Source organism: Polyangium jinanense, assembly GCF_028435265.1.
Lineage (GTDB): Bacteria > Myxococcota_A > Polyangia > Polyangiales > Polyangiaceae > Polyangium > Polyangium jinanense.
In genome coordinates this window covers 329641-352683 of sequence record NZ_JAGTJK010000004.1, presented here as the reverse complement: position 1 = coordinate 352683, position 23043 = coordinate 329641, and the positions used below count along the sequence as shown (strand labels likewise).

The window sequence follows — 23043 nt, the reverse complement described above, 5'->3', positions numbered from 1 at the left end:
ACGGGACAGACGCCCGTTCAGGGCATGACGTCCACGTAGAACACGCCGCGGAGATCCTCGGTGTTCGAGATCGGGCCGGGCGTGCCGCCGGAGGCGCGCCACGCGGTGGCCCGGAACTGGTAATACATGCCGGTCTCGAGCGGGCCGCCGTAAGGCACGGAGACGTTCGGCTCGCCGCTCACGCCGGGGATGCTCGATCCGGCGCAGCCCATCATCTGGTCGGAGAGGCACCAGACGAGCTCGCCGTAGGCATTGTAGACGACGACCGTATAGAAATCTTCGCTGCTGTCGTCGGCCCAGGTGAGCATGGGCGCGGTCGTGACGGCCTCGGCCTTGTCGGCGCCGGGGCTCACGACGGTCAGGGCCTCGGTGATCTTGAACGAATCCGAGAGCGGCATGTCGACGCCCGGGCTCGGCATGTTCACCTCGACGATCTGCGTGCCGGCGATGTTCGGATCCGGATCACGGACGAGTTTGTCGTTCTCGAACGCGGCGAGGACCTTGTAGCGGCCCTCGGGCACGTCCTTGATGCTGAAGGCCGCGGTGACGTTGGGCGGGCCGGAGAGCGGCGTGCGCAGGCCGCGCGGGACCTCGCCGCGGACGAACGTGTCGCTGAACGTGGAGGCGACGACGAGGACGACACTCGTGGCGGAGCCGCCGGGCGCATTGACGATGTTGAGGTTGCCGGACACGACGCCGAGGCCATTGTCCGAGCGCGCGAGGTCGATGCCCGTGAGGTTCGCCATGGCCACGTCGGCCGAGGCGGGCGTGAGCTGCAGGCCCGCGGCATAACCACGCACGGTGTAGGCGCCGGCCGGGACGTTGAAGATCGTGTAGGCGCCGCTCTTGTCGGTGATCGCGGAGAAGCCGCGGTTCATCGCGTCCTCGGCCACGACGAGCACGCCGGCCGACAGGTCGTCGGCGGCGACCTTGCCGGAGATCGAGGGCAAACCCTTCTGATCCGCGGGCACACCGATGAGCGCGATGTCGGTGAGCGTGGACTTGATGTTCCAGCCATCCACGTCCGATTTCGCCTCGCTCGACAGGATGGGCAGCGCCGTGCGCAGGCCGCCCGGGAAGGTCTGGTAATCGGTGGCGCTCGCGCGGAGCGTGAAGGCGACGTCCGGGGCCGGCACGCCGTCGTCCTGCCGCGGCACGGGGACCGCGAGGAGGTAATTGCCTTTGTCGTCGGTGATCGCGACGTCGCTGACGGAGGCGCCCTGATCGTCGAGCGCCATGACCTGCGCATCGACGACGGGGCCTTTCGTCTGCGAGTCGAACACCATGCCTTTGATGAGGACGGGCGGATAACAAGCGTTGCCGCCCGCGGCGAGCTCGGCGCAGGTCAGGCCGCCGGCGCACTGGTTATTCGCCGGGTCGCAGGCGCCGCCCTCGGCGATGCCACACGTGCCCGTGCCGTCGAGGTTCTGGCCGCAGACGTTGTCGCCCTGGCAGTGGTCCGGGCCGGCCGGGTCGCAGGCGCCGCCCACGGGGATCTCGCAAATCTTCGCGTCGGTGCACACGGCGTCGGCGATGCAGTGATCGGGGGTGGCCGACTCGCAGGCCTCGCCGAGAGGGATCGAGCACGTGTTATCGGGGCCGCAGACGGTGCTACCCTGGCAATAGTCGGTGCCGCCCTGTGTGCAGGAGCCGCCCGGAGGGATCTGACAGATGTGGTCCTCGCCGCCGGGAGCGCAGACCGCGCCCGAGGGACACGGATCGCCGTCGGTCTCGCACGCATCGCCGATCTTTTCGGGCGTGGGCCCGCAGCCGATGGCGGCAAAAGCGAGGGAAAACGCAGCGCCCTTCAGCCAAGAAAGCTTTCGGAAGTTCATCAGGAAGGACCTCCCATTGGTTTTCGCAAAGCGACAACGAGACCATAACAAAGGTCCGAAGCCATGTCGCCGGGTCCAGCACGAATTTCGCTATGGAAATTCGTGAAACCAGTGCACAATCGTCTTACCGCATTCGCTTACCGGAGGCGCTTACCGCATTCCGTTACCGGGTGCAGTGACCGCATTCCGTTACCGGATGCAAAGCAGCGCGACGCCACTGACGGCGACGAGCGCGCCGAGGATGGCGCGCAGGCTCACGTACTCCTTGTGGACCAGAATGACGGCCGGAATGAGGAGGACGGGGGTCGTCGCCATGATCGTGGCCGCGACGCCCGTTTCCGTGTGCTGAATGGAGAGGAGTGATAGCGATACGCCGACAAACGGGCCCGCAATCGCGCCGAGCGCCGCGAATCCGAGCGCCGTGCGGTCGCGGACCGCCACGGCCGCACGGCCCCACCATTGGATGAACGTGAACAGGAAGGAAAAACCCACGATGCCCGCGATGATGCGGATTTGCGTCGCGGCGAACGGGTCGTAGGTCTTCATGCCGATCTTGCTCAGCACGAGGCCCACAGCCTGGCCGGTGGCGCCGCCCAAGGCGAGCAGGACGCCCTTGCCCGATTCCCCTTTCGGCCCGGTGCCCGCGGTATTCGTAAGGTCCGTTCGTTCGCGCACGACGATCGCGACCCCCACGAGCGTCACGATCATTCCCGCGATGCCGAGGCTCGAGATCCGCTCGCCGAGGACGAGCCACCCGAGGACGGCCGCCATCGGCGGGGCGAGCGACATGACGAGCATCGCGACGCGCGGGCCAATGAGCAAAAATGCCCGAAAGAGGCACATGTCGCCAAAGACGAATCCCACGAGGCCACTCACGAAGAGCCAGCCCCACGCCTCCGCGGAGGCGTCGAGGGGCAATGGGAGGCCACGACGAGCGAAATTGTACAAGCCGAGAAAAACGAACGCGAGGACGAGGCGAACGAGGTTGAGCGACAAGGAGCCCATGCGGCGGCCGGCGGCCGCGAACGCGAGCGAGCTCGCGGTCCAGCAAAGGGCCGTGCCGAGGGCCGCGATCTCTCCGAGAGGGATGGACATGGGGAAAAGGGGCGCGCAAGATATCCGGTCGCGACAGACCGGGAAAGAAGCAGCGCAACCGAACTGCCTCCTCGAAGCCCACGCCTGACGTGCGATAATGCTGGAGATGCGGGTAGGAGTGTCGGTTGGCGAGCGCTTCGAGCTCGTGCGTCTCGCAGGCCAAGGCGGCATGGGCGCCGTCTTCGAGGCCCGCGACCGCGAGACCGGCGACAAGGTCGCGATCAAGATCATGAACGGCGCGAGCGTCGAGGAGCGCGCGCGGTTCGATCGCGAGGCGCGCGTGCTCGCCACGCTCTCGCACCCGGCCATCGTGCGATACCTCGGCTACGGCGAGCTCGACTCGGGCGAGCCGTACCTCGCGATGGAGTGGCTCTCGGGCGAAGGCCTCGACGCGCGCATCGCACGGGAACGGCTGAGCGTCGAGGAGACGATGGCGCTCGCCGAGCGCATCGCCGGCGCGCTCGCGATCGCGCACCGGCACGGGATCGTCCACCGCGACATCAAGCCGAGCAACATCTTCCTGCTCGACGGCGACGTGCGGCGCGCGATGCTGCTCGACTTCGGGATCGCGCGGCGCGCCTCGGATCCGAACGTCGTCACGAAGACGGGCGTGTTCATGGGGACGCCGGGCTACGTGGCGCCCGAGCAAGCCCGCGGAGATCGCGCGGTGAACGCGCGGGCCGACGTGTTCGCCCTCGGATGCGTGCTCTTCGAGTGCCTCGCAGGCAAGCCCGCGTTCACCGGGCAACACGTGGTGGCCGTGCTGGCGAAGGTGCTCTTCGAGGAAGTGCCAAAGGTTTCGGCACTCCGGCCCGGCGTGCCACCCGCGCTCGACATGCTCATCGCGCGGATGGTCGCGAAGCAGCCGGAAGAGCGGCTCGCCGATGGAGACGCGGTGATGGGCGCGCTCGCGCGCGTGGCGAACGACGAGACCACGAGCGAGCCGCCGCATACGCTGCGATCGAAGGGCGCGCTCGGCAGCGGGGAGCAACGTCTCGTGAGCGTGATCCTGGTGTCCGCGCCGAAGGAGGTCCTGCCCATCGATCCGCTGGGCATGACGATGGATTCGACCGGCATCGCGCCTCTCGCGGCGCTGCGCGCGGTGGCGCGATCGTACGGGGCGCGCGTGGAGGCGCTGGCAGACGGGTCGGCGGCGCTCGTGCTGTCGGGCGCGGGGATGGCGACGGATCAGGCGACACAAGCCGCGCGGTGCGCGCTCGCATTGCAGGCGATGGTGCCGGATGCGCCGATGGTGCTCGTGACGGGACGAGGGGTGCTGTCGCATGCGCTGCCCGTCGGGGAAGGCATCGATCGCGCGGCGAAGCTCTTGCGCGAGGAGGAGCTGCGCAGGGCGAAGAGCGAGGATGCGGAGAGCGGCGCGCGTCGGCCGGTGCGCCTCGACGAGCTGACGGCGGAGCTGCTCGAAGCGCGCTTCGTGATCGAGGGGAGCGAGGAGGTTCGGTCGCTCCTCGGCGAGGCGCAGGCACAGGATGGATCGCGGCTTTTGCTCGGGCGTTTGACGCCGTGCGTAGGCCGCGAGCGTGAGCTCTCGACGCTGCTCGCGCTCTACGAGGAGTGCGCGAGCGAGCCCCAGGCGCGCGCGGTGCTCGTGACGGGCGTGGCCGGCATCGGCAAGTCGCGCATCCGGCACGAGCTCTTGCAGAAGCTCGCCGCCTCCGAGCCGCGGCCCGAGATCTGGCTGGCGCAGGGAGATCCGACGCGTACGGGTGCGCCCTTCGGCATGGCCGCGGAGCTCTTGCGGCGGGCTTCTTCGCTGCACGAGGAGGATCCGATCGAGGTGCGGCGGGAGAAGATCCGCGGCGCGGTGACGCGGCACCTCGGCGTGGACGCGGGGCGCGTGATGGAGCTCTACGGCGAGCTCGTGGGCGCGCCGTGGGCGGCCGAGGAGGCGAGCACGTTCCTGCGCGCGGCACGGAAAGATCCCGTGCTCATGGGTGATCAACTCCGCCGCGGCTTCGAGGACTTCGTGAGCGCGGCGAGCGCGGCGCGGCCCGTGGTGCTGGTGCTCGAGGATCTGCACTGGGCCGACACGCCGAGCGTGCAGCTCCTCGATGCGGCGCTCCGGCTCGCGCGCGAGCGCTCGCTGTTCGTCCTCGCGCTCGCGCGGCCCGACGTGCACGAGAGGTTTCCGGGGCTCTGGGCGGATCGCGGCATGCAGGAGATCCGGCTCGGCGAGCTCTCGCGGCGCGCGAGCGAGCGGCTCGCGCGGCACGTGCTCGGCGACGACGCGCCGCCGTCCTTGCTCGCGCGCGTCGTGGCGCAGGCCGCGGGGAATCCGTTTTACCTGGAGGAACTCTTGCGCGCCGTCGCCGAGGGCCAGGAGACCGCGCTGCCGAAGACGGTGCTCGCGATGCTGCAAGCGCGCCTCGAAGCGTTGCCGAGCGAGGCACGCTGGCTGCTCCGCGCGGGTAGCGTCTTCGGCGAGACGTTCTGGACCGGCGGCGTGCGCGCGCTGCTCGGCGGCGAGAGCAGCGTGGTCGACGCGGGTCGCTGGATCGAGACGCTCGTCCACCGCGAGCTGCTCATGCGTCGCCGCGAGAGCCGTTTTCCCGGCGAGGAGGAGCTCGCGTTCCGGCACGATCTCCTGCGCGACGTCGCGTATGGGGCGTTGACGGAGGTCGATCGCGCGCTCGGCCACAGGCTCGCCGCGGAGTGGCTCGAGGTCGCGGGCGAGCGTGATGCGATGGTCCTCGCCGAGCACTGCGAGCGCGGCGAGGAGCGCGAGAAGGCCGCGGTGTGGTTCGTGCGCGCCTCGACACAGGCCCTCAGCGCGAACGACTTCGAGGCGGTGCTCGAACGGACCGAGCGCGCCGAGGCGTGCGGCGCGGACGGCGGCCTGCTCGGCGAGGTACGACAAGCGCAGGCCGAGGCGCATTTCTACCGCGGCGAGCTCGCGGAGGCGGCGCGGCGCGCGCGCGAGGCGATGCAGCTCCTCTCGCCCGACAGCCCGCTCTGGTTCGGCGCGGCGAGCGCGGCGGCGTGGGCCGAGAGCTCGCGTGGCGAACGAAGGCAGCTCCTCGGGATCGCGGAGTCGATGCTCGAGCGCGCCGATCGCGAGGCCTCGCCGTTCACGCGCAGGCTCGCGGCGATGGGCTGGATCGCGCGGATGCTCCTGCGCTCCGGGCAGCGCAGCGCGGCCGAGACGCTCACCGAGCGGTTCCACCAAGCGCCCGAATCCGCGCGTGGCGAGCCGATCGTGCGGGCCGAGTGGGCGGCCGTCTCGGCGACACGCGCGCTCGTCGAGGGCGACCTCGAACCCTCGTACGAGTTTTTCCTCGAAGCCGCGCGGTGCTTCGAGGAGGCCGAGGTCGACAGGTTCGGCATCTCGATGCGCATCTACGCAGCGCTCGTGCTCTGCGACCTCGGCGATCATGCGCGCGCCGAGGAGGAGCTCGCCACGCTCGTCGCGCGCGCCGAAGCGCAGTGCTTGCCGATGCTCGCGGCGAGCGCGCGCCACGGGCTCGCCGAAGCGCTCGCGGCGCGCGGGGCGCTCGCCGAGGCGCGCGCGCTGCTCGAAGACATCCTGGAGACGCTCACGAACGCGGGCCTCGTGCTCTCCGCGCACGACGTGCGGCAGTTCCTCGCGCTCGTGCTCGTGCGGCAGGGCGATAGCGAGGCCGCCGAGCGCGCCGCGATCGAGGCCGTGGCGCTCGTCGACGCGCCGCCGAACCGTCGCTGCTCGTACCTCGCGACGCTGGCGCGCGTGCTGCTCGCGTGTGGCCGCCCTGCGGAGGCGCTCTCGGCCGCGGAAGAGGCGACGCAGCTCCTCGAGCAGATCGGCGCGCTCCTCTCGGACGAGCCGCTCGTGCGGCTCGTGTATGCCGAGGCGCTCGACGCGAACGGCCAGCACGAACGCGCGAAGGAAGCGCTCTCGGCCGCGCGCGCGCATCTCCTCGGCCGGGCCGAGAAGATCGGCGATCCTGCGCGCCGGACGCGCTTCCTGCGCGCCGTTCCGGACAACGCCCGCACGCTCACGCTCGCGGAGGCGTGGCTCGGTGCGTCACCGGGCGCGGCTTGACGCCTCTATGCAATTGGGCATCCTCACGAAGGAACTTTTCTTCTCCAACGTTCGGGGTGGGCCATGGAACGACGTGATTTCCTGAAGGTGGGCGTGATCGGCGGGGCGGGGACGGCGGCGGTGGGCACGCTCGGTTGCGCGGGTACGACCGGCGCCGCTGCGTCGCCGATCGCGGTGATGAGCCCCGCGGAAATGGACCGGTTCCTCGCGCGCCTCGATGGAGGCCTCGACGCGCTGAAGACCGGCGAAGGCCATCTCACGTCGATGTATCCGAAGCTCGATGTTACGGATCCGAAGTATCCGAAGCAGGAGAAGCTCGTCCGCAAGACGCTCCGCTCGCTGCTCCTCGTGGGCTCGTTCAACGATCTGCCCGAGGAGGCGCGCGTGCATCCAGGCATGCAGGCGCGGATGTGGAACGGGATGGGCGAGATGGACGAAGCGATGCTCGGCATGACAAGCGAGCTCGAAGCTTTGACCCCCACCGAACGCGCGGACATCGGCCTCCGGATGCGCAAGGACCCGGGGCTCGGGATGCGTATCGTCGAGGCGATCGACGAGGACGCGGCCAAGGCCGGCATTTCGATGGAGCGGCGGCTGCATCTGCGCTCGATTGCGGCCGAGGCGTGTGCGCGCATGAAGCAATCGACGCCGCTGCTCATCGACGAATACGTGACCAAGGTGAACAAGGTCGCGGCGCGGCCGGCGACGGCTGCGGAGTTCGAGCGCCGCCTCGTCGCGCAAATGGGCGAGGATGCGTTTTTCCAGCTCCGGGAGCGCACGGAGATGCACGCGCGGCGCTGGAACGTGGCGAGCACCGATCCGACGAACGACGCCAATGGGCCGTATGCACCCAAGTCGGACCCGCATCAACGCAGTAGCACGGTACTCTCGGTGGGCGGCATTCTGCTCGGCGTTGGCGCGCTCGCGCTCCTGATCGGTGGCATCTGCGTCTCGGCCAGCTTGGGCGGCGGCGTGTTCGCGATGACGGCCGGCGCGATCCTCGGCATTGCGGGGCTCATCACGCTCATCGTGGGCTCGATCATGCGGGCGGCCGAGGGCTGATCTCGCCGCGCAGCATGCTCTCGCCAATGCAGAGCCTCCCGGTTGCGATCACGGGAATGGGCGCCGTCTCGGCGCTCGGCGCGACCGCGCCCGCGTTGTGGGCCGCCATCGAGGAGGGCCACGACGGGATTCGCCCGATCGAGCGATTCTCGACCGAAGGTTTTTCCGTGTCGCTCGGCGGGATGGTGCCGGGGGCGGGTTCGGGCGATCTGTGCATCGCATTCGCCACGACCGCCGCGCGTGAGGCCCTCGCGAATGCCGGCTTGCAGATCGGGCCGGGTGGCATTGCGGCGCGCCGTGTGGCCCTGATCCTCGGCACGAGCCTCGGCATGCACGTGGACGGACTGCACCTCGTCGCCGCGGAGGTCGCGCGTGCCCTCGGGATCGAGGGGCCGACGCTCACCGTTTCGACGGCGTGCTCCTCCTCGACCAACGCGCTCGGGCTCGGCCGCGATCTGCTCGAAGCGGGGCTTTGTGATCTGGCCATTGCCGGCGGCACGGACGAGCTCACGCCGGAGATTTTTGCCGGCTTTCACGCGCTCGGGCTGCTTTGCCCCTCGAAATGCGCGCCGTTCAGCGAGCCCGTGGGAACCACGCTGGGCGAGGGCGCCGGGTTTCTGGTGCTCGAACGTGGTGCCGAGGCCCGCGCCCGGGGCGCGCGGGTGCTCGCGACGATGCTCGGGTATGGCCTCTCGGCCGACGCCTATCATCCCACCACGCCCGACCCCACGGGCGCCGGCGTCGCGCGCGCGCTGCGAGGCGCGCTCCTCGATGCGGGGATGGAGGCCGAGGGTATCGATTACGTGAATGCCCACGGCACGGGTACCGCGGCCAACGACGCCGCCGAATACCGCGCCATCGAGCAGGTGTTCGGCGAACGCGTGGCGCGTTTGCCCGTGAGCTCGACGAAGAGTTTTCTCGGCCACGCCCAGGGCGCCGCGGGCGTGCTGGAGCTCATCGCGACCCTGTGCGGCATGGCAGAGGACAAGATCCCTCCCACGTTGCATTACGAAAAACCGCGGCCGCGCTCTCCGGCGGATCCGGTCGCCGGCGACCGGCCCCGCGTGGCCCGCATCGAGCGCGCGCTTTGCAACAACTCCGCGTTCGGGGGAGCGAATGCAGCCGTGATCGTAGGCAGGGCGGAGCATGTTGCTCCGAGACAAACCAAGGCCGAAGTGCTGGTCCTCGGCGCCTCCGCCGTGGGCCCGCACGGGATGGATCTCGACGCGCTCGGGGCCGCGCTCGCCGCGAACGTGCCGCTCCGCCGCCGCGCGCCTACGTTTCGCATCGAAAACCTGATTCCCACCGCGGATGGGCGCGGGATGGATCCTGCCTCGCGGTACCTCTCGGCCGCCGCGGCGCTCGCGCTCGCCGACGCGGGAATCACGCTTCGCGGCGCGAAACGCGACCGGGCGGGGCTCTTCGTCGGCACGACGCGCGCCTCGACGGAGAGCGAGCGCGAATTCAGGGAAAGCATTCGCGAGCGTGGGCTCGTGCGGCTCTCGGCCACGGCGTTCACGCGTATGGTCCTCAATGCGTCCGCGGGGACGTGCACGAAGCTCTGTGCGCTCAAAGGACCGACCACGACGCTCACCACGGGCGAAGGCAGCGGCCTCGTCGCGCTCATCTATGCTGCATTGCACCTCGCGACGCGTTCCGACGTCGATCTGCTTCTCGCGGCCGGCGTCGACGAGCGTGTCTCCGTCGAACCCGACGCGCACGAGGGCGAAGGCGCGGCGTGCCTCGTCCTCGGCAAAACACCGGCGTCCGAGACCTCGAAGACCGTTCGCCTCGCGGGATTCGGGCTCGCTGGTCCGGGCGACGTGGAGGAGGCCACGCGCCTCGCCATTCGAATGGCCGGGGTCGACGCAAAAGACGTTTTCGTGATGCCGGACGTCACGCCCGTGCTCGGCCCCGCGCCGGGGGCCGCAGCCATGTTCGGCTGCGCATTCGCCGTCGCTTCGATCTTGCGGGGGACCTGGGAGCACGTGCTGGTCCCCGACCCGGGCGGCACCGCTGCGACCGCCGTCGTCTTCAGCCGAAAAGGAGCCGCATGAACCCCGAGCTTGCCCGGTACATCCAGCGTCGCGAGCGTATCCTCGACAAGGTGCGCACGATCCTCGTCGAACGTCTGCACGTGAGCCGCGCGCCCGACGAAATTGACCCCGACGCGCCGCTCTTCGGCACGGGGCTCGGCCTGGATTCGGTGGACGCGGTCGAGCTTCTGGTCAGCATGGAATCCGAGCTCGGCGTGAAGCTGCCTCACGAAGGTTTGTCACGACCGGCCATGCGCACCGTGAATACGCTGGTCGACCTGGCCCTCGCCCACGGGAGGACGGACGATGTCGATGGATGACGAGATCCGCGCCTTGCGCACGAGCGTGGCGCTCGCCGCGGGTGATCACGTCACGTGCCTGCGCATCGAGGGCGAAGGCGCGTACGAGGCGCTCGATCACGTGGTCGCCTGCGATCTCTTCTTGCAGGATGGCCAGATGCGCCCGAGCCTCCTGCTCGACGAGGAGGCCCGCCCGTTCGCGGACATCCACGTGGCCCGCGACGACGAATCGTTCTTTTTGCTTGCCGAGGGGCCGTCGCCCGAGGAGCTCGTCGCGTTCCTGGAAAAACGTTTTCCTGAAGGCGTCGAGGCGACCGTCGAGCCATGTGACGGGACGCTCCTCTCCTTGCACGGGCCGTATGCCTGGGAGCTCTGCACGACCGTGCTCGGCCCCGACGTCGGGAGCCTTCCGTACCTCGCGTTTTACCGCGCCGACGACGCGGTGTTTTTCCGGTCGGGGAAAACCGGCGAGTACGGGTATGATTTGCTGATCCCCACGGGCGAAATCGAGACCGTACGCGAATCGCTGCTCAGGGAGGGCGCGGCGTTCGACCTCGCGCTCGCGAGCCTGCCTGCGCTGGATCAATGCGCGCTCGAAAATGGATTCTTCAACATCCGGCGCGAGGGCCGGGCCGGCCTCTCGCCGCTGGAGCTCGGCCTGCAATGGCGCGTCTCGTACCGCAAGGAATACGTGGGTTCCGCGGCGCTGCGTGCGCGGCGCGAGGCGGGCGCGAAGGCGCGGGTCGTGTGGGCCGTCGCCGGCGCGCCCGTGGCCGAGGGGGACGAGGTTTTTCTGGACGATCAGCGGATCGGCCATGTCCTCGTATCCGGATTTTCGGTGATCCGCAGCGAATGGGTGGCATTGTTGCTGCTCGATCGGCCTTATGCGTACGCGGGCATCGACCGCTACGAAGTCCGGAGCGCGGGCGAGCGCCGGCCGATCCGCACCGTCTCGGCGCCGCTCATCAACAACCGCAGCCTGTACGTGAGCCCGCAACGGCATAGCTATCGTGACCGGGACATGTCGAAGATGCCGCCGTTCGTGTTGCCTTTATGAGTGCGCGATTCGAAGACAGCACGGTGATCGTGACCGGCGCCTCCCGGGGCCTCGGCCGGAGCATCGCGACGGCGTTCGGCGCCGAGGGGGCGTTCGTCTTCGTCGGATACCGGTCGCGCGAGGACGAGGCGAAAGAGACGCTCCGCGCGATGGAAGAGGCCGGCGGGCGTGGCGCGTTGCTCGCGATGGACGTCACGAGCGCAGCGTCGATGAACGCGGCCGTGGAGCACGCGCTCGCCGCGCGGGGTGCGATCGACGTGCTCGTCAACAATGCAGGCGTCGCGGCAGACGAGCTCTTCCCGCTCATGGCCGAGGAGAGCTGGGACGAGGTGATGCGCGTCAATGCGGGAGGCGCCTTTCACGGCTGCCGCGCCGTGGTGCGGCCGATGATGGCGAAGCGGCGGGGCGCGATCGTCAACGTCGCCTCGGTCGCGGGCCAGCACGCGAGCCCGGGGCAATCGAATTACGCGGCCTCGAAGGGCGCGATCCTCGCGTTCACGCGCACGCTCGCGGCCGAGCTCGCGCCGCGCGGGATCCGGGTCAATGCCGTGGTGCCGGGGCTGCTCGGCACGGGAATGGCGAAGCGCCTGGACAAACGGATCGCGGAAAAGGCGCGCGTTCAGATTCCGCTCGGGCGTTTCGGGACGGGCGACGAGGTGGCGCGGGCGGTCTTGTTTCTGGCCTCAGAGGAAGCTTCGTACGTAATCGGGCAGGCGCTCGTGGTGGATGGGGGGCTCACGTTGTGACGGTGGCGTTTCTGTTTCCGGGTCAGGGCGCGAAAGACTTGTTCGCCGCTGCGTCATTCGCAGCGAGCGAGCTGCGCGGGAACGAGATGCTCGATCGCGCAGCGGAAGCGGCTGGCATTGCGACGGCCGATCTCCTGGCGAGAGGCGGGCGGGCGCTCGAGCGCACCGAGGTCCAGCAACCGGTGGTCACCGCGATCGGGCTTTTCGTGCACGCAGAGCTCGTGGCCGCGGGGGTCAAGCCCGATGTCGTGGCAGGTCATTCCCTCGGTGAGCTTGCGGCCTGGGCCGCGACGGGCGCGATCACGCCCGAGGATGCGATCACGATTGCGGCGCTCCGCGGACGGCTGATGGCGAAGGAGGCGGCGCGGCACCCGGGTGCAATGTTCGCGTTCTCCGGACTCTCGATGAGCGAGAGAGGGATCCTCCAGCGCGCGCTCGCGCGTTGCGGGCTCGAGGTCGCGGCGTCGAATACACCCGATGAACTGGTCGTGAGCGGCGATGAGAAAACCATCCACGTCTTGCTGAAGACCCTGGAGGATACTCTCGATGCGTTCAAGGTCGACCATCCTGACACACGGTTCCGCGCGAAACGTTTGCCCGTCGCAGGTCCCTGGCACAGCGAATCGATGAAGGACGCGGTCCCCGAGCTCGAAGCGGCGCTCACGCGCGCGCACTGCGGGGCCATGCAGGTGCCCATGGTGCTCAATGCGACCGGAAACCTCGCCGAGGAGGGGCTCGTGCCGCGCCTGCTCGCCGGCCAGCTCGTCCATACCGTGCATTGGACCGACGTCATGGCGACGCTCAAAACCCGCGGCGTCACCGATTTCGTGACCATGGCCCCGGGGGCGGTCTTGCGATCGCTCGTCCGGACGAACCTGGGCACGCAGGTGCGAGTCCACACGACCGAAAACGCGACCGACCTCCGGCGCACCGTGGATGCGCTGCGGTGGAGCCTTTCATGAAAACGAGCGCGCGACTGTCCCTCGGCGCGGACGTCATCAACCTGCTCATCCCGCACCGCCGCCCGTTCTCGATGGTCGACGTCATCGAATCGTACGAGCGAACGCCGCGGCCGACCTTGCGCGCCGCGCGCTGCATCTCGGCAAACGAGCCCGTCTTCGAGGGCCATTTCCCCGGCCTGCACCTCTGGCCCGGCGTGTACACGATCGAGGGGCTCGGTCAAAGCAGTAACCTGCTCGGCATCATCGCCGCGTATCAGGATGCGTGGGAAGCGAAGGGCCACGATCCGAACGAAGTGATCGAGGCCCTGCAAAATCTGGCGCTCGGATATCGGCTGCAACCGGGGTACAAGCCCGAGGTCTCGGCGGCGCTCGTCGAGTCGCTGAAGACGCATTCGAATCTGCACGTGGGAATGAGCGCGTCGGTGGACGTGAAGTTGCTCCAGCCGGTCTTCGCCGGGCAGCGGCTCGAGTACATCGTTTCGCAATCGCATCTCATGGAAAACCTCGCGCGGTACGAGGTCGAGGCCCGCGTGGAGGGGCGCACGGTGGCGAAGGGCGTGATGACGAGCACGCGCAGCATCCCGCCGCTGCCCGCGCCGATTTTCGGATGAAGCCCGTTGCTCTCTCGCTCGCCCTGCTCTTTTTGGCGGGCTGCGGGCCGTCCGTGGTTTGGCTGGGCCATAGCCCGGATCGAAGGCACCACATCGAGGTGCTGGAGAGCTCCGGCAAGCAGCGCGTGCGCGTCGATGGCGTGGACGGCGCGGAGTATCTGGGCATCGGGATCGAATCACTCGTCTGGAGCGCGGACGGTCGCCGTCTCGCCTACCCCGCGCGCCGGGAAAAGGGCTGGTCGCTCGTGGTGGATGGGCGGGCGGGCCCGAGCTTCGACGGATTGGGCGAGGTCGTCCTGAGCCCGGACGGCGCGCACGTGGCGTACGCGGCGCAGCGAAAAGGCGCGTGGTTCGTGGTGCTGGATGAAACACCCGGGCCTGCATTCGATGCCATTCTGGAAGGCACGCTGCTCTTTGGACGCGGCGGCCGCTTCGCTTATGTGGCGCGGCAAGGCGCCTTCGTTCGCGCGATCATCGACGGCACCCCCGGACCACGCTACGACGGCATCGGCGCATTACGATTCAGCGAGGACGGTGCCGCGGTGGCGCACGCGGGGCGTCGCGGCGAGGAGGCGTTTTTCTGGATGAACGGGCGTGAATCGGCGCCCGCGGAGGCGATCGCGTACCACGCGCTCGCGCCGCGCAGGGGTCGATTTGCGTATGTGGCGAAGCGCAACGGGCAATGGCGCGTGACTGTCGACGGCGTCGAATCCGCGCCGTATGCCCGCATCTCGGAAGTGCTCTTCAGCGACGACGGCGCGCACGTGGCGTATGCCGGAAAGCGCGCGGACGGTGAGGTCATCGTCCTCGATGGCGTGGAGGGCCCGCCGTACGAAGAAATCGCGCCCGGGAGCCTGGTCTTCGGCGGCGAGGGCGGGCGCTTGGCGTATGCGGCGCGGCGCGGGCGCGATTGGCACATCGTCGAAAATGGGCAGGAGGGTCCGGCCTATGACGCGGTGGATCGGCCGGTCTTCGCGCGGCGCGGGGCGAAATTCGGATACGTGGCCGCGAGCCGCGGGACGCGATTCGTTGTGATCGACGGGCGCGAGCAGAGGCCCTTCGCATGGGCGGGCGATCTGACGTTCAGCGCCGACGGCCGATATCACGCCTACCTGGCCGACGACGGTGAGCGAATGCGGGTGATGCACGACGGAACGGCAACGCCCTTCGACAGCGTGATCGCCGGAACGCTCGTCCACGCAGAGGAAGGGCCCGGCTGGGCTTGCCTCGTGGTCGACAAGGCGGCGCGGAAGCTGTTCATCGTGATCGACGGCGCGAAAAAGAGGCCCCTCGACGCGGAGGAGCTGGCCGCGGCGATGACCCAGCCGAGGCTCGAAGCGCGGGTCGCGCGGGCAGAGGACGCGGAGATCTTGCGGCGGTGGGTGGCGGCGGAGCTTGCGCTGGCGAGGCCGTCGCCGCCGCGTTGAGGCTGGCCGGCGCTTCGTGCGTCCCTACCGCCTCGTTCTTTCCCGCTTCTCTCGCGCGCCGCGCCTCCGGGCGCCCGCCCGCTGACACACGCGCCGTGTCGGTGCTAATCGTACGGTCGCCATGACGTCCCCCACCGCGAACACGACCTCGCCGAGCACGCCTGCGGACGGCGCTCCGGCCGCGCAGGAGCCAGCTCGTTACGTTCACGCCGAGGCCGAGCCTCGCTGGCAGCGCTTCTGGGAGGAGACCGGCGTCTTCCGCGCCGTTCGCCATGAAGGTCGGCCGAAGCGCTACGTGCTCGACATGTTCCCTTATCCCTCGGGCGCGGGCCTCCACGTCGGGCACCCCGAGGGCTACACGGCCACCGACATCTACTGCCGGTACAGCCGCATGAAGGGGTTCGACGTCCTGCATCCGATGGGCTGGGACGCCTTCGGCTTGCCCGCCGAGCAGTACGCCATCCAGACCGGCACCCACCCCGCCGAGACCACGCGCAAGAACATCGACACCTTCCGGCGCCAGCTCAAGATGCTCGGCTTCAGCTACGACTGGGAGCGCGAGTTCGGCACGATCGACGATAACTACGTCCGCTGGACCCAGTGGATCTTCGTCAAGCTCTTCGAACGCGGCCTCGCCTATCAGGACAAGGTCCTCGTCAACTGGTGCCCCGCCCTCGGCACCGTCCTCGCCAACGAGGAGGTCATCGACGGCAAGAGCGAGCGCGGCGGTCACCCCGTCGTCCGCACCCCGCTGCGCCAGTGGATGCTGCGCATCACCGCGTACGCCGACCGCCTCGCCGAGGACCTCTCGCTCGTCGACTGGCCCGAGGGCACCGTCAGCATGCAGAGGAACTGGGTCGGGCGATCCGAGGGCGCGACCATTTCGTTCGACGTCCAAGGATTCGAGGGCGCGAAGATCGACGTCTTCACCACGCGCCCCGACACGCTGCTCGGGTGTACCTACGTCGTGCTCGCGCCCGAGCACGCGCTCGTCGAGAAGATCACCTCGGCCGAAAAGCTCCCCGCCGTCCGGGCCTACATGCAGGCCGCCGCGAGCAAGAGCGACCTCGACCGCACCTCGGAGAAGACGAAAACCGGCGTGCCCACGGGCGCGATGGCGATCCACCCCCTCACGGGCCAGGCCGTGCCGATCTGGGTTGGGGACTACGTCATCGGTAGCTACGGCACGGGTGCGGTCATGGCCGTCCCGGGCCACGACGAGCGCGACTTCGCGTTCGCCAAGACGTTCGAACTGCCCGTCATCGAGGTCGTGAGCCCCGACGGCAAGCTCCACGATTCGCTCGACGCGGCCTACGTCGACGAGGGCATCCTCGTGCGGAGCGGCAAGTTCGACGGGCTCAAGTCCACCGACGGAAAACGCGCCATCGTGGACGAGCTCGTCGCCTTGGGCAAAGGCGCGCCGAAGATCACGTACAAGCTGCGCGACTGGGTGTTTTCCCGGCAGCGGTACTGGGGCGAGCCGATCCCGGTCTACTTCCCCGTCGACATGAAGGATCCGGCCGGCGACCCGCGCAAGGGCGACGAGCATGTGATCCGCTACGACAAACCCATCGCGGTGCCCGAGAACGAGCTGCCGCTGCGCCTGCCCAATCTCGTCGACTTCCGTCCCGGCGAAGACCCGCAGGGCCCGCTCGCCCGCGCCGTCGATTGGAGGTTCTTCCAGAAAGACGGGCAGTGGTACGCGCGCGAGACGAACACGATGCCGCAATGGGCTGGCTCGTGCTGGTACTACCTGCGTTTCGCCGATCCGAAGAACGACGCCGAGCCGTGGAGCCAGAAGGCCTACGACGATTGGATGCCCGTCGACCTCTACATCGGCGGCGCCGAGCACGGCGTGTTGCACCTGCTTTACGCGCGCTTCTGGCACAAGGTGCTCTTCGACATCGGCAAGGTGAGGCACCCCGAGCCGTTCCTGAAGCTCGTCCACCAGGGCATCATCCTCGGCGAGGACGGCGAGAAGATGTCGAAGGCCCGCGGCAACGTGGTGAACCCCGACGACATCGTGAAGGGCTACGGCGCCGATTGCCTGCGCCTCTACGAGATGTTCATGGGCCCGCTCGAAGCGGTGAAACCCTGGCAATCCGCGCAGATCCAGGGCGTCGTCCGCTTCCGCGACCGCATCTTCTCGATCCTCACGGGCCGGCCGCTCGTGGACGCCATCGACGACGCCACGAAGCGCCTCGTGCACAAGACCATCAAGAAGGTCACCGAGGACATCGAGTCGCTCTCGTTCAACACGGCGATCTCTGCGATGATGGTCCTCCTGAACCACCTCGGCTCGCTGAAGGAGCTGCCGCGCGAGGCTGCGAAGGGCCTTTTGCTCTGCGTCTCGCCATTCGCGCCGCACGTGGCCGAAGAGGTCTGGCGCCTGTGGGGCAACGAGCGTTCGATCGCGCTCGAAGCCTGGCCGACGTTCGATCCGACGCTCTGCGTCGACGACGTCATCGAGATGGCCGTGCAGGTGAACGGCAAGGTCCGCGGCCGCGTGACGCTGCCCGTCAAGGCCAGCGAAGACGAGGCCCGTAACGCCGCGCTCACAGCCGAGGGTGTCTCTGCGTTCACGACCGGCAAGACCCTGAAGAAGTTCATCTACGTACCCGGAAAGATCGTGAATCTCGTGGTTGCCTGAGCGTCACATCACCATGAAAAACGGAAGCTTCCTTCGCCTCGTCCCCGCCGTCGCTTTCCTGCTCGCGCCGCTCGTCGTCGGCTGCGCGAGCGACCCCGTGTTCGTCCGCGGCTCGGAGGTCGAGGGCCTCGATGACCCGCCGATGAGCACGGGCATCGACAAACGCGACATGGAGCAGCTCCTCCACGAGAACATGAAGCACCTCGTGGCCTCGCCACTCGCCAAGGCCTGGGCCGATGCGGGCGACAAGCCCACGCTGGCGATCTTCCCGATGCTGAACGAGACGAGCCAGCACGTGGACAGCCAGCTCCAGGCGGTGCTCTCGGACGCCGAGACGTTCATGGTGAACTCGCAGCTCGTCACGGTCGTGAGCCGCGAACGGCAGAACCAGATGATCGCCGAGGTCGAGCGGCAGCACGGCGGCCAGTTCGATCCGAACCACGCGGCTCAGTACGGCCGTCAGCTCGGCGCGAAGTACTACATGACCGGCAAGGTCTACACCTCGGACGAGCGCACGGCCGGCGGGCGGCGCGTGCAATACTTCATGTTCATGCAGGTCATCGAGACCGAGACGAGCGCGGTCCGCTGGCAAAACAAGGCGGCCTTCACGAAGGCCCTCATCAACCAGGATTGATGTGCGCCCGCTCCTCGGCCTCCGGCGCGCCGCCTGCGTGATCACGTTCGCCCTCGGCGCGCTCGGAAACGCGGGCTGCGCCGGGCACGAGGTGCGCGTCCGCGACTCGCTCGCGGCGCTCGATCGTGGCTCGATGGAACAAGCCGTCGCCGCGCTCGATCGAGAGCTCGGCGTGAAGTCGCCGGGCGAGATCCCGCCCGTCAAGCAGGACGAGGCGCTGCTCTTGCTCGACCGCGGCAGCATCCACCTCGCGATGGGAAAGTACGAGCAGGCCTCGCGCGACCTCGGCGCCGCGGATCAGGCCATCGAGGTGCTCGACCTCTCGACGAGCAAAGCGGCAGACCTCGGCCGCTACGTGTTCTCGGACGACGCGGGGGCGTACAAGGCGCCGGCGTACGAGAAGCTCCTCTTGAACACGCTCAACATGCTGAGCTACCTCGCGCGGCACGACCTCAACGGGGCGCGCGTGGAGGCGCGGCGGCTCGTGGTCATGCAGAAGTACATCGAGAGCCTGGGCGACGAGGGCGCGCTGCTCGGGCTCGGGAGTTACCTCGCCGGTTTTACGTACGAGAAGTCGACGCAACGCGACGAGGCGCTCTTGCATTACGAAGAGGCGCTCGCGTACGCGCGGTACAAGTCGCTGCGCGATCCGCTGCGCGTGCTGACGCGCGGGCAGAAGACGACGATACACGAGGCGGTCGACGCGCTCGTGGAGGGCGCGGAGCCTTTGGCGCCGGTGGAGGAGACGGGCGAGGCGGAGCTCCTGGTCGTCGTGGGGTTCGGGCGGGTGCCGCCGAAGACGCCGGTGCGGATCCCGATCGGGATGGCGATGCAGATCGTGGGGCACGAGCTGTCACCGATGGAGCGTCGCGAGGTCGATTCGCTCGTGCTCCAGGGCGCGGTGGCGTGGATCAACTATCCCACGCTGGGTCAGGGCCGCGGAGGTTACGAGACGCCGAAGGCTTCGATCGGCGAGGAGATCTTGCCGCTGGAGCAAGCGCTCGACGTGGAAGGCGAGGTTCGATCGGCGTGGCACAAGCGCGAGGGAACGCTCGTGCTCGCGGCGATCACGCGGCTGCTCGCGCGTACGGCGGCGAGCGTGGCCGTGGCCGGCGCGACGGCGGCCGGGATCAACGCAGCGCAGGACGATCGGCAGCGGCGCGACGGGAGCGCGGAAGCCGTGGGCATGCTGCTCGGCTTCGCCACGAGCCTGACGATGTCGGCGCTCGACACGCCCGACACGCGGAGCTGGTCGACCCTGCCGGCGCGGATCGCGATCACGAGGACGCGTGTCCCCGCGGGGAAACATGCGGTCACGCTCGAGGTGCGGGGTCAACGCAGAACGTTCGACGTCAAAGTAGACGCGGGCGGTTGGGCACTCGTGCCGTTTTTCGTGCTGCGCTGACTACTCGAAGCGGCGGCCGCTCGCGCAGCCGATGTTGACCGTGAGCTCGAAGGAGCCCTCGGACCAGTACTTCGTGATCGCGTCGCTCACGTAGCGGAAGCCGGCCTCGACGCCGCTCGGGTCGGCTTCGAGCAGTGCGCGCATGTCGGGGAAGACGATCATCTGCGCGATCGGATCCTCCAGGAACTCCTTGCCGCTGTTGAAGGCGACGCCGATGAGCTGCACATCGACGTCGACCTCGCCGAGGCCGACCTTTTCGAGCTCCTCCGAGAGCGATTCGATCGTCGGACGGCTCGCCGCCGCGACCTCCACGGCCTTGCCGAAATCCGCGAGGTCCTGCCGCAGCGCGTACTCGCGCAGCATGTCGTAGATCTCGGGGAACGAGCCGCGCACGGGCAGCGCGACGAGGCCCTGCCCGCCCACGACGAGGATGCGCCGAAGCTCGGCGAGCAGCGCATACCGCGCCTGCGCGCTCACGACCGGATGCACGAGCAGGCCGTGCGTAAAACTCGCATCCGGCAGCGGCAACGGCATGCCCGTCGCGAGCTCGAGGCTCACATTCACACCCGAAAGCTCCGACGCCTTCGAGCGCGCGAGCGTGAGCGCTTCAGGCGAAGGATCGACGCCGACGATGTTCGCGCCCGGCAGCTTCTCCGCGAGCATGGGCTCGACGTACCCCGTGCGGCAGCCGATGTCGGCCACGGACGCCGACGAATACGGGATGACCATCTCCACCGCGGACGTGCCGAAATACGCGAGGTACCGCGGGATGACGGACGTGTCGAAAACCGCGGCCTCCGCTCCCGTGAGCGGGGTCCCGAGGCTCACGAAGCTCTCCCGTTCCCGCCGTTCCCTTCGTCGTCGTCACCCACGGCCTCGAGCATCTCGAGCGCCTCTTCGGCGAGCTCGCCGATCGTGACCTCGGTCGTCGCATCCGAGCCGTCCTCTTCGAGCTCGACAGTGCGCGTGTCGTCGACGAGCGCCTCGATGAGCCGCGCCGAAGCCGGGTCGCCGATCTGCACGAGCGCCTCGATCGCCGCCGCGACCGCATCGGCATCGCCGTGCTTCAAGAACTGGCCGATCACCTTGGTGACGCCAGGCTCGGGGACCTCGGCGAGGATGTACGGGAGCTCGGGCAGCGCCGGCGAGCCGACGGGCAAACGCCTGAGCGCGCGCTCGACGCCCAGCGCGACCTCCTTGAAGCGCTCGAAGCTGAGCTCCTCGAGCTGTTCGCCCGCGGCGCGGCGCGCCTCCGGGTGCTCGGACGAGAGGACGTCGATCATCGCGTCGACGACCCGCGGCCCCTGGAGCTCGCCGAGCAGCGCCGCGGTCCGCACGAGCCGCAGCGCTGACTCGTCCTCGTCGCTCTCTTTGAGAGCAGCCGCGATCGCGTCGGTGAGCACGTCGAGGAGCGTACCTTCGGGTTTGTCGGCGAGCTCGTCGTGCAGGCGGCGAACCGTGCGCTCGGCGTCGAAGAGCGCGTTCAGAGACTTTTCGATCGAAGAGCGGTCTTGCACGAAGACAGGAGCTATCAACAGCGTCGCGCTTTCGCAAGCCGAGCCGCCTACGGACGCGCTGCAGGGGCCCCCTGAACGTTCGTAGGGCGCCGTCCCCAGCGGAGGGGCCGTCCTCGGCTCGAACGGCGCCTCGGACTGGGCTATAGCGAAGGGTGATGCAGCCGCTCGTCCGGGCCGCCGCCTTCGCCGCCCTGCTCGCGGCCCTCGGTGCGCTCGGGAAAACCCCGAGGCCCAAGGCGCCCGAGCCCGCGAAAGCGCCCTCTACGGTCGCCCCGGCCGTGGCCGCATCGTGTGGCCCGCGCACGTTGCCCGAGGGCGACGTGTGCATTCCCCTGCCCCCGCCAGGTCGGGCGCCGCAGCCGGACGGACGCGAAGCGCTACCGGTGGGCCCGGAGACCACGGCCGAGCGGAGCACGCTGGTCCCGCGAAGGCCCGAGCGGCCCGCCGAGGTGAGGGCGTACCGCTTCCCGCTGACGGCCGAGGCAGCGCCGTCGGTGCTCGCGGGGCTCGATCGGCCCTTCGATCTGTCGGTCGAAGCGGGCGACGTCGCGACCGGGCCCGGCGCCGTGCTGCTCGAGGCGTCGAGCGGCGATGCGGTCGTGGCGCTCTCGCTCGAAGGGCAAGAGGGGCCGGCCGAGGTCGCGTTCGTCGGCGAGATGCTCGGCGAGACGGTCGTCATGGCGCACCTCGTGCGCGACGGAGGCCGGCTGCGGCAGGTGCTCCTCGTGCATGGAAACCTCGATCGGCCGAGCGAACGCGCGGTCGTGGGCGCGCCGCTCGAAGCGGGCGACGAGATCGGCTTCGTCGGCGACAGCGCCTTCCGCGGTCGCCCCGGCCTCTACCTCGAAGCGCGTCAGCTCCGCGAAGGCACGAGCCTCGGCGGGCTCGACGCCGCGCGGCTCCGCGAAGACATCGTCAGCGTCCCCGTGGACGTGCGTAACGCACTCCCGCTGCGCTGATCTCAGGGCGCCAGCTTGTAGCCGTGCCCGTACACCGTCAGGATGTGCTGCGGTTTGTCCGGGGACTTCTCGACCTTCTTGCGCAGCTTGACGATGAAGTTGTCGACGGTGCGGTTCGTGGGTGAACCCTCGACGCCCCAGACCTTCTGGAGGATCTCCTCGCGCGAGACGGGCTGGCCCACGCGCTCGTAAAGCAGGCGCAGGAGCTCGACCTCGTAGAACGAGAGCGGGCTCGACTTCGAGCCGCGCGCGACCGTGTGGGTCGTCATGTTGATCTTGGCCTGCCCGATCGTGAAGACCTCGGGCGTCGGATCCCCCGGCCCACGCGTGGTGCGCCGGAAGATCGCGCGCATGCGGGCGATGAGCTCGCCCACGCTGAAGGGCTTCGTGACGTAGTCGTCAGCGCCCGCGTCGAGGCCGCGGATCTTGTCGAGCTCCTGGCCACGTGCCGTGAGGATGATGATCGGGATGAACGCATCCCAGCGGCGCAGCTCCTCGCAGACCTTGAACCCGTTCGTGTCGGGGAGCATGAGGTCGAGCAGGATCGCCTGGGGCTTCTCCTGTCGCGCGAGCTGCACGCCGGCGTTGCCCGTGCCCGCCGAGACGACGGAGAACCCCTCGAACTCGAGCGCGTCGGTCAAGCCGAGGACGATGTGGGGCTCGTCCTCGATGATCAGGATCTTCTTTTTCGACGTCACCTCGGGGCGCG

Annotated in this window: 18 protein-coding genes; 13 read left to right on the top strand and 5 right to left on the bottom strand. The window is 68.9% G+C overall.

Features of this window, described 5'->3' with window-relative positions; translation table 11 throughout:
- Nucleotides 1-17: 17 nt before the first annotated feature.
- Entirely contained in the window at nt 18-1835 is a 1818-nt protein-coding gene (locus tag KEG38_RS12330; protein WP_272419581.1) for a carboxypeptidase-like regulatory domain-containing protein, read from the bottom strand.
- A gap of 189 nt (nt 1836-2024) precedes the next feature.
- On the bottom strand, nt 2025-2930 hold the full coding sequence (locus tag KEG38_RS12325; RefSeq protein WP_272419580.1) for a DMT family transporter: 906 nt from the start codon (nt 2928-2930) through the stop codon (nt 2025-2027).
- Nucleotides 2931-3048: 118 nt separating this feature from the next.
- Between KEG38_RS12325 and KEG38_RS12320 the strand changes: the two genes are divergently transcribed.
- The 12 genes from KEG38_RS12320 to KEG38_RS12265 all read left to right on the top strand — a co-directional run bounded on the left by KEG38_RS12320 (nt 3049) and on the right by KEG38_RS12265 (nt 19858).
- Complete coding sequence (locus KEG38_RS12320) at nt 3049-6969, top strand: serine/threonine-protein kinase (protein ID WP_272419578.1); 3921 nt, start codon at nt 3049-3051, stop codon at nt 6967-6969.
- A gap of 63 nt (nt 6970-7032) precedes the next feature.
- Entirely contained in the window at nt 7033-8031 is a 999-nt protein-coding gene (locus tag KEG38_RS12315) for a hypothetical protein (protein ID WP_272419577.1), read from the top strand.
- A gap of 26 nt (nt 8032-8057) precedes the next feature.
- A complete protein-coding gene (locus KEG38_RS12310; RefSeq protein ID WP_272419576.1) occupies nt 8058-10088 on the top strand; it encodes a beta-ketoacyl-[acyl-carrier-protein] synthase family protein in 2031 nt (676 codons plus the stop codon).
- Nucleotides 10085-10387 (top strand): acyl carrier protein, encoded by a 303-nt coding sequence (locus KEG38_RS12305; RefSeq protein ID WP_272419575.1) that lies wholly within the window; start codon nt 10085-10087, stop codon nt 10385-10387. Before KEG38_RS12310 ends, KEG38_RS12305 begins: the two co-directional genes overlap by 4 nt.
- Complete coding sequence (locus KEG38_RS12300; RefSeq protein WP_272419574.1) at nt 10374-11423, top strand: glycine cleavage T C-terminal barrel domain-containing protein; 1050 nt, start codon at nt 10374-10376, stop codon at nt 11421-11423. Before KEG38_RS12305 ends, KEG38_RS12300 begins: the two co-directional genes overlap by 14 nt.
- Nucleotides 11420-12169, top strand: coding sequence for a 3-oxoacyl-ACP reductase FabG (gene fabG / locus KEG38_RS12295; RefSeq protein WP_272419572.1), 750 nt, complete (start codon nt 11420-11422; stop codon nt 12167-12169). The genes KEG38_RS12300 and fabG overlap by 4 nt, the downstream gene beginning before the upstream one ends.
- Nucleotides 12170-12171: 2 nt before the next feature.
- On the top strand, nt 12172-13131 hold the full coding sequence (locus KEG38_RS12290; RefSeq protein WP_272419571.1) for an ACP S-malonyltransferase: 960 nt from the start codon (nt 12172-12174) through the stop codon (nt 13129-13131).
- Entirely contained in the window at nt 13128-13742 is a 615-nt protein-coding gene (locus KEG38_RS12285; RefSeq protein ID WP_272419570.1) for a 3-hydroxyacyl-ACP dehydratase FabZ family protein, read from the top strand. The genes KEG38_RS12290 and KEG38_RS12285 overlap by 4 nt, the downstream gene beginning before the upstream one ends.
- Nucleotides 13739-15169 (top strand): hypothetical protein, encoded by a 1431-nt coding sequence (locus KEG38_RS12280; RefSeq protein WP_272419569.1) that lies wholly within the window; start codon nt 13739-13741, stop codon nt 15167-15169. Before KEG38_RS12285 ends, KEG38_RS12280 begins: the two co-directional genes overlap by 4 nt.
- A gap of 121 nt (nt 15170-15290) precedes the next feature.
- The gene (gene leuS, locus KEG38_RS12275) at nt 15291-17819 is read left to right on the top strand and encodes a leucine--tRNA ligase (protein WP_272419567.1); all 2529 of its coding nucleotides are present in this window, start codon (nt 15291-15293) and stop codon (nt 17817-17819) included.
- Between the two features lie 13 nt (nt 17820-17832).
- On the top strand, nt 17833-18453 hold the full coding sequence (locus KEG38_RS12270; RefSeq protein ID WP_272419565.1) for an LpoB-related protein: 621 nt from the start codon (nt 17833-17835) through the stop codon (nt 18451-18453).
- Nucleotide 18454: 1 nt separating this feature from the next.
- Entirely contained in the window at nt 18455-19858 is a 1404-nt protein-coding gene (locus KEG38_RS12265; protein WP_272419564.1) for a COG3014 family protein, read from the top strand.
- Here the strand turns inward: KEG38_RS12265 and KEG38_RS12260 are convergent, their stop codons facing one another.
- On the bottom strand, nt 19859-20686 hold the full coding sequence (locus KEG38_RS12260) for a class I SAM-dependent methyltransferase (protein ID WP_272419563.1): 828 nt from the start codon (nt 20684-20686) through the stop codon (nt 19859-19861).
- Nucleotides 20683-21375 (bottom strand): hypothetical protein, encoded by a 693-nt coding sequence (locus KEG38_RS12255; RefSeq protein WP_272419562.1) that lies wholly within the window; start codon nt 21373-21375, stop codon nt 20683-20685. Before KEG38_RS12255 ends, KEG38_RS12260 begins: the two co-directional genes overlap by 4 nt.
- Before the next feature lie 155 nt (nt 21376-21530).
- Between KEG38_RS12255 and KEG38_RS12250 the strand changes: the two genes are divergently transcribed.
- Nucleotides 21531-22334 carry a hypothetical protein gene (locus tag KEG38_RS12250; protein ID WP_272419561.1) on the top strand — a complete coding sequence of 268 codons (804 nt, stop codon included), beginning with the start codon at nt 21531-21533 and terminating at the stop codon, nt 22332-22334.
- A gap of 2 nt (nt 22335-22336) precedes the next feature.
- Here KEG38_RS12250 and KEG38_RS12245 read toward each other — a convergent pair whose 3' ends face one another.
- Nucleotides 22337-23032: a response regulator transcription factor gene (locus KEG38_RS12245; protein WP_136927041.1), complete on the bottom strand. Its 696-nt coding sequence runs from the start codon at nt 23030-23032 to the stop codon at nt 22337-22339.
- Nucleotides 23033-23043: the final 11 nt, after the last annotated feature.

Bases quoted from the DNA above. Each gene is read 5' to 3' on its own strand.
- KEG38_RS12330 (WP_272419581.1), bottom strand. From the start codon at position 1,835: ATGAACTTCCGAAAGCTTTCTTGGCTGAAGGGCGCTGCGTTTTCCCTC.
- KEG38_RS12325 (WP_272419580.1), bottom strand. From the start codon at position 2,930: ATGTCCATCCCTCTCGGAGAGATCGCGGCCCTCGGCACGGCCCTTTGC.
- KEG38_RS12315 (WP_272419577.1), top strand. From the start codon at position 7,033: ATGGAACGACGTGATTTCCTGAAGGTGGGCGTGATCGGCGGGGCGGGG.
- KEG38_RS12310 (WP_272419576.1), top strand. From the start codon at position 8,058: ATGCAGAGCCTCCCGGTTGCGATCACGGGAATGGGCGCCGTCTCGGCG.
- KEG38_RS12305 (WP_272419575.1), top strand. From the start codon at position 10,085: ATGAACCCCGAGCTTGCCCGGTACATCCAGCGTCGCGAGCGTATCCTC.
- KEG38_RS12300 (WP_272419574.1), top strand. From the start codon at position 10,374: ATGTCGATGGATGACGAGATCCGCGCCTTGCGCACGAGCGTGGCGCTC.
- fabG (WP_272419572.1), top strand. From the start codon at position 11,420: ATGAGTGCGCGATTCGAAGACAGCACGGTGATCGTGACCGGCGCCTCC.
- KEG38_RS12285 (WP_272419570.1), top strand. From the start codon at position 13,128: ATGAAAACGAGCGCGCGACTGTCCCTCGGCGCGGACGTCATCAACCTG.
- KEG38_RS12280 (WP_272419569.1), top strand. From the start codon at position 13,739: ATGAAGCCCGTTGCTCTCTCGCTCGCCCTGCTCTTTTTGGCGGGCTGC.
- leuS (WP_272419567.1), top strand. From the start codon at position 15,291: ATGACGTCCCCCACCGCGAACACGACCTCGCCGAGCACGCCTGCGGAC.
- KEG38_RS12270 (WP_272419565.1), top strand. From the start codon at position 17,833: ATGAAAAACGGAAGCTTCCTTCGCCTCGTCCCCGCCGTCGCTTTCCTG.
- KEG38_RS12250 (WP_272419561.1), top strand. From the start codon at position 21,531: ATGCAGCCGCTCGTCCGGGCCGCCGCCTTCGCCGCCCTGCTCGCGGCC.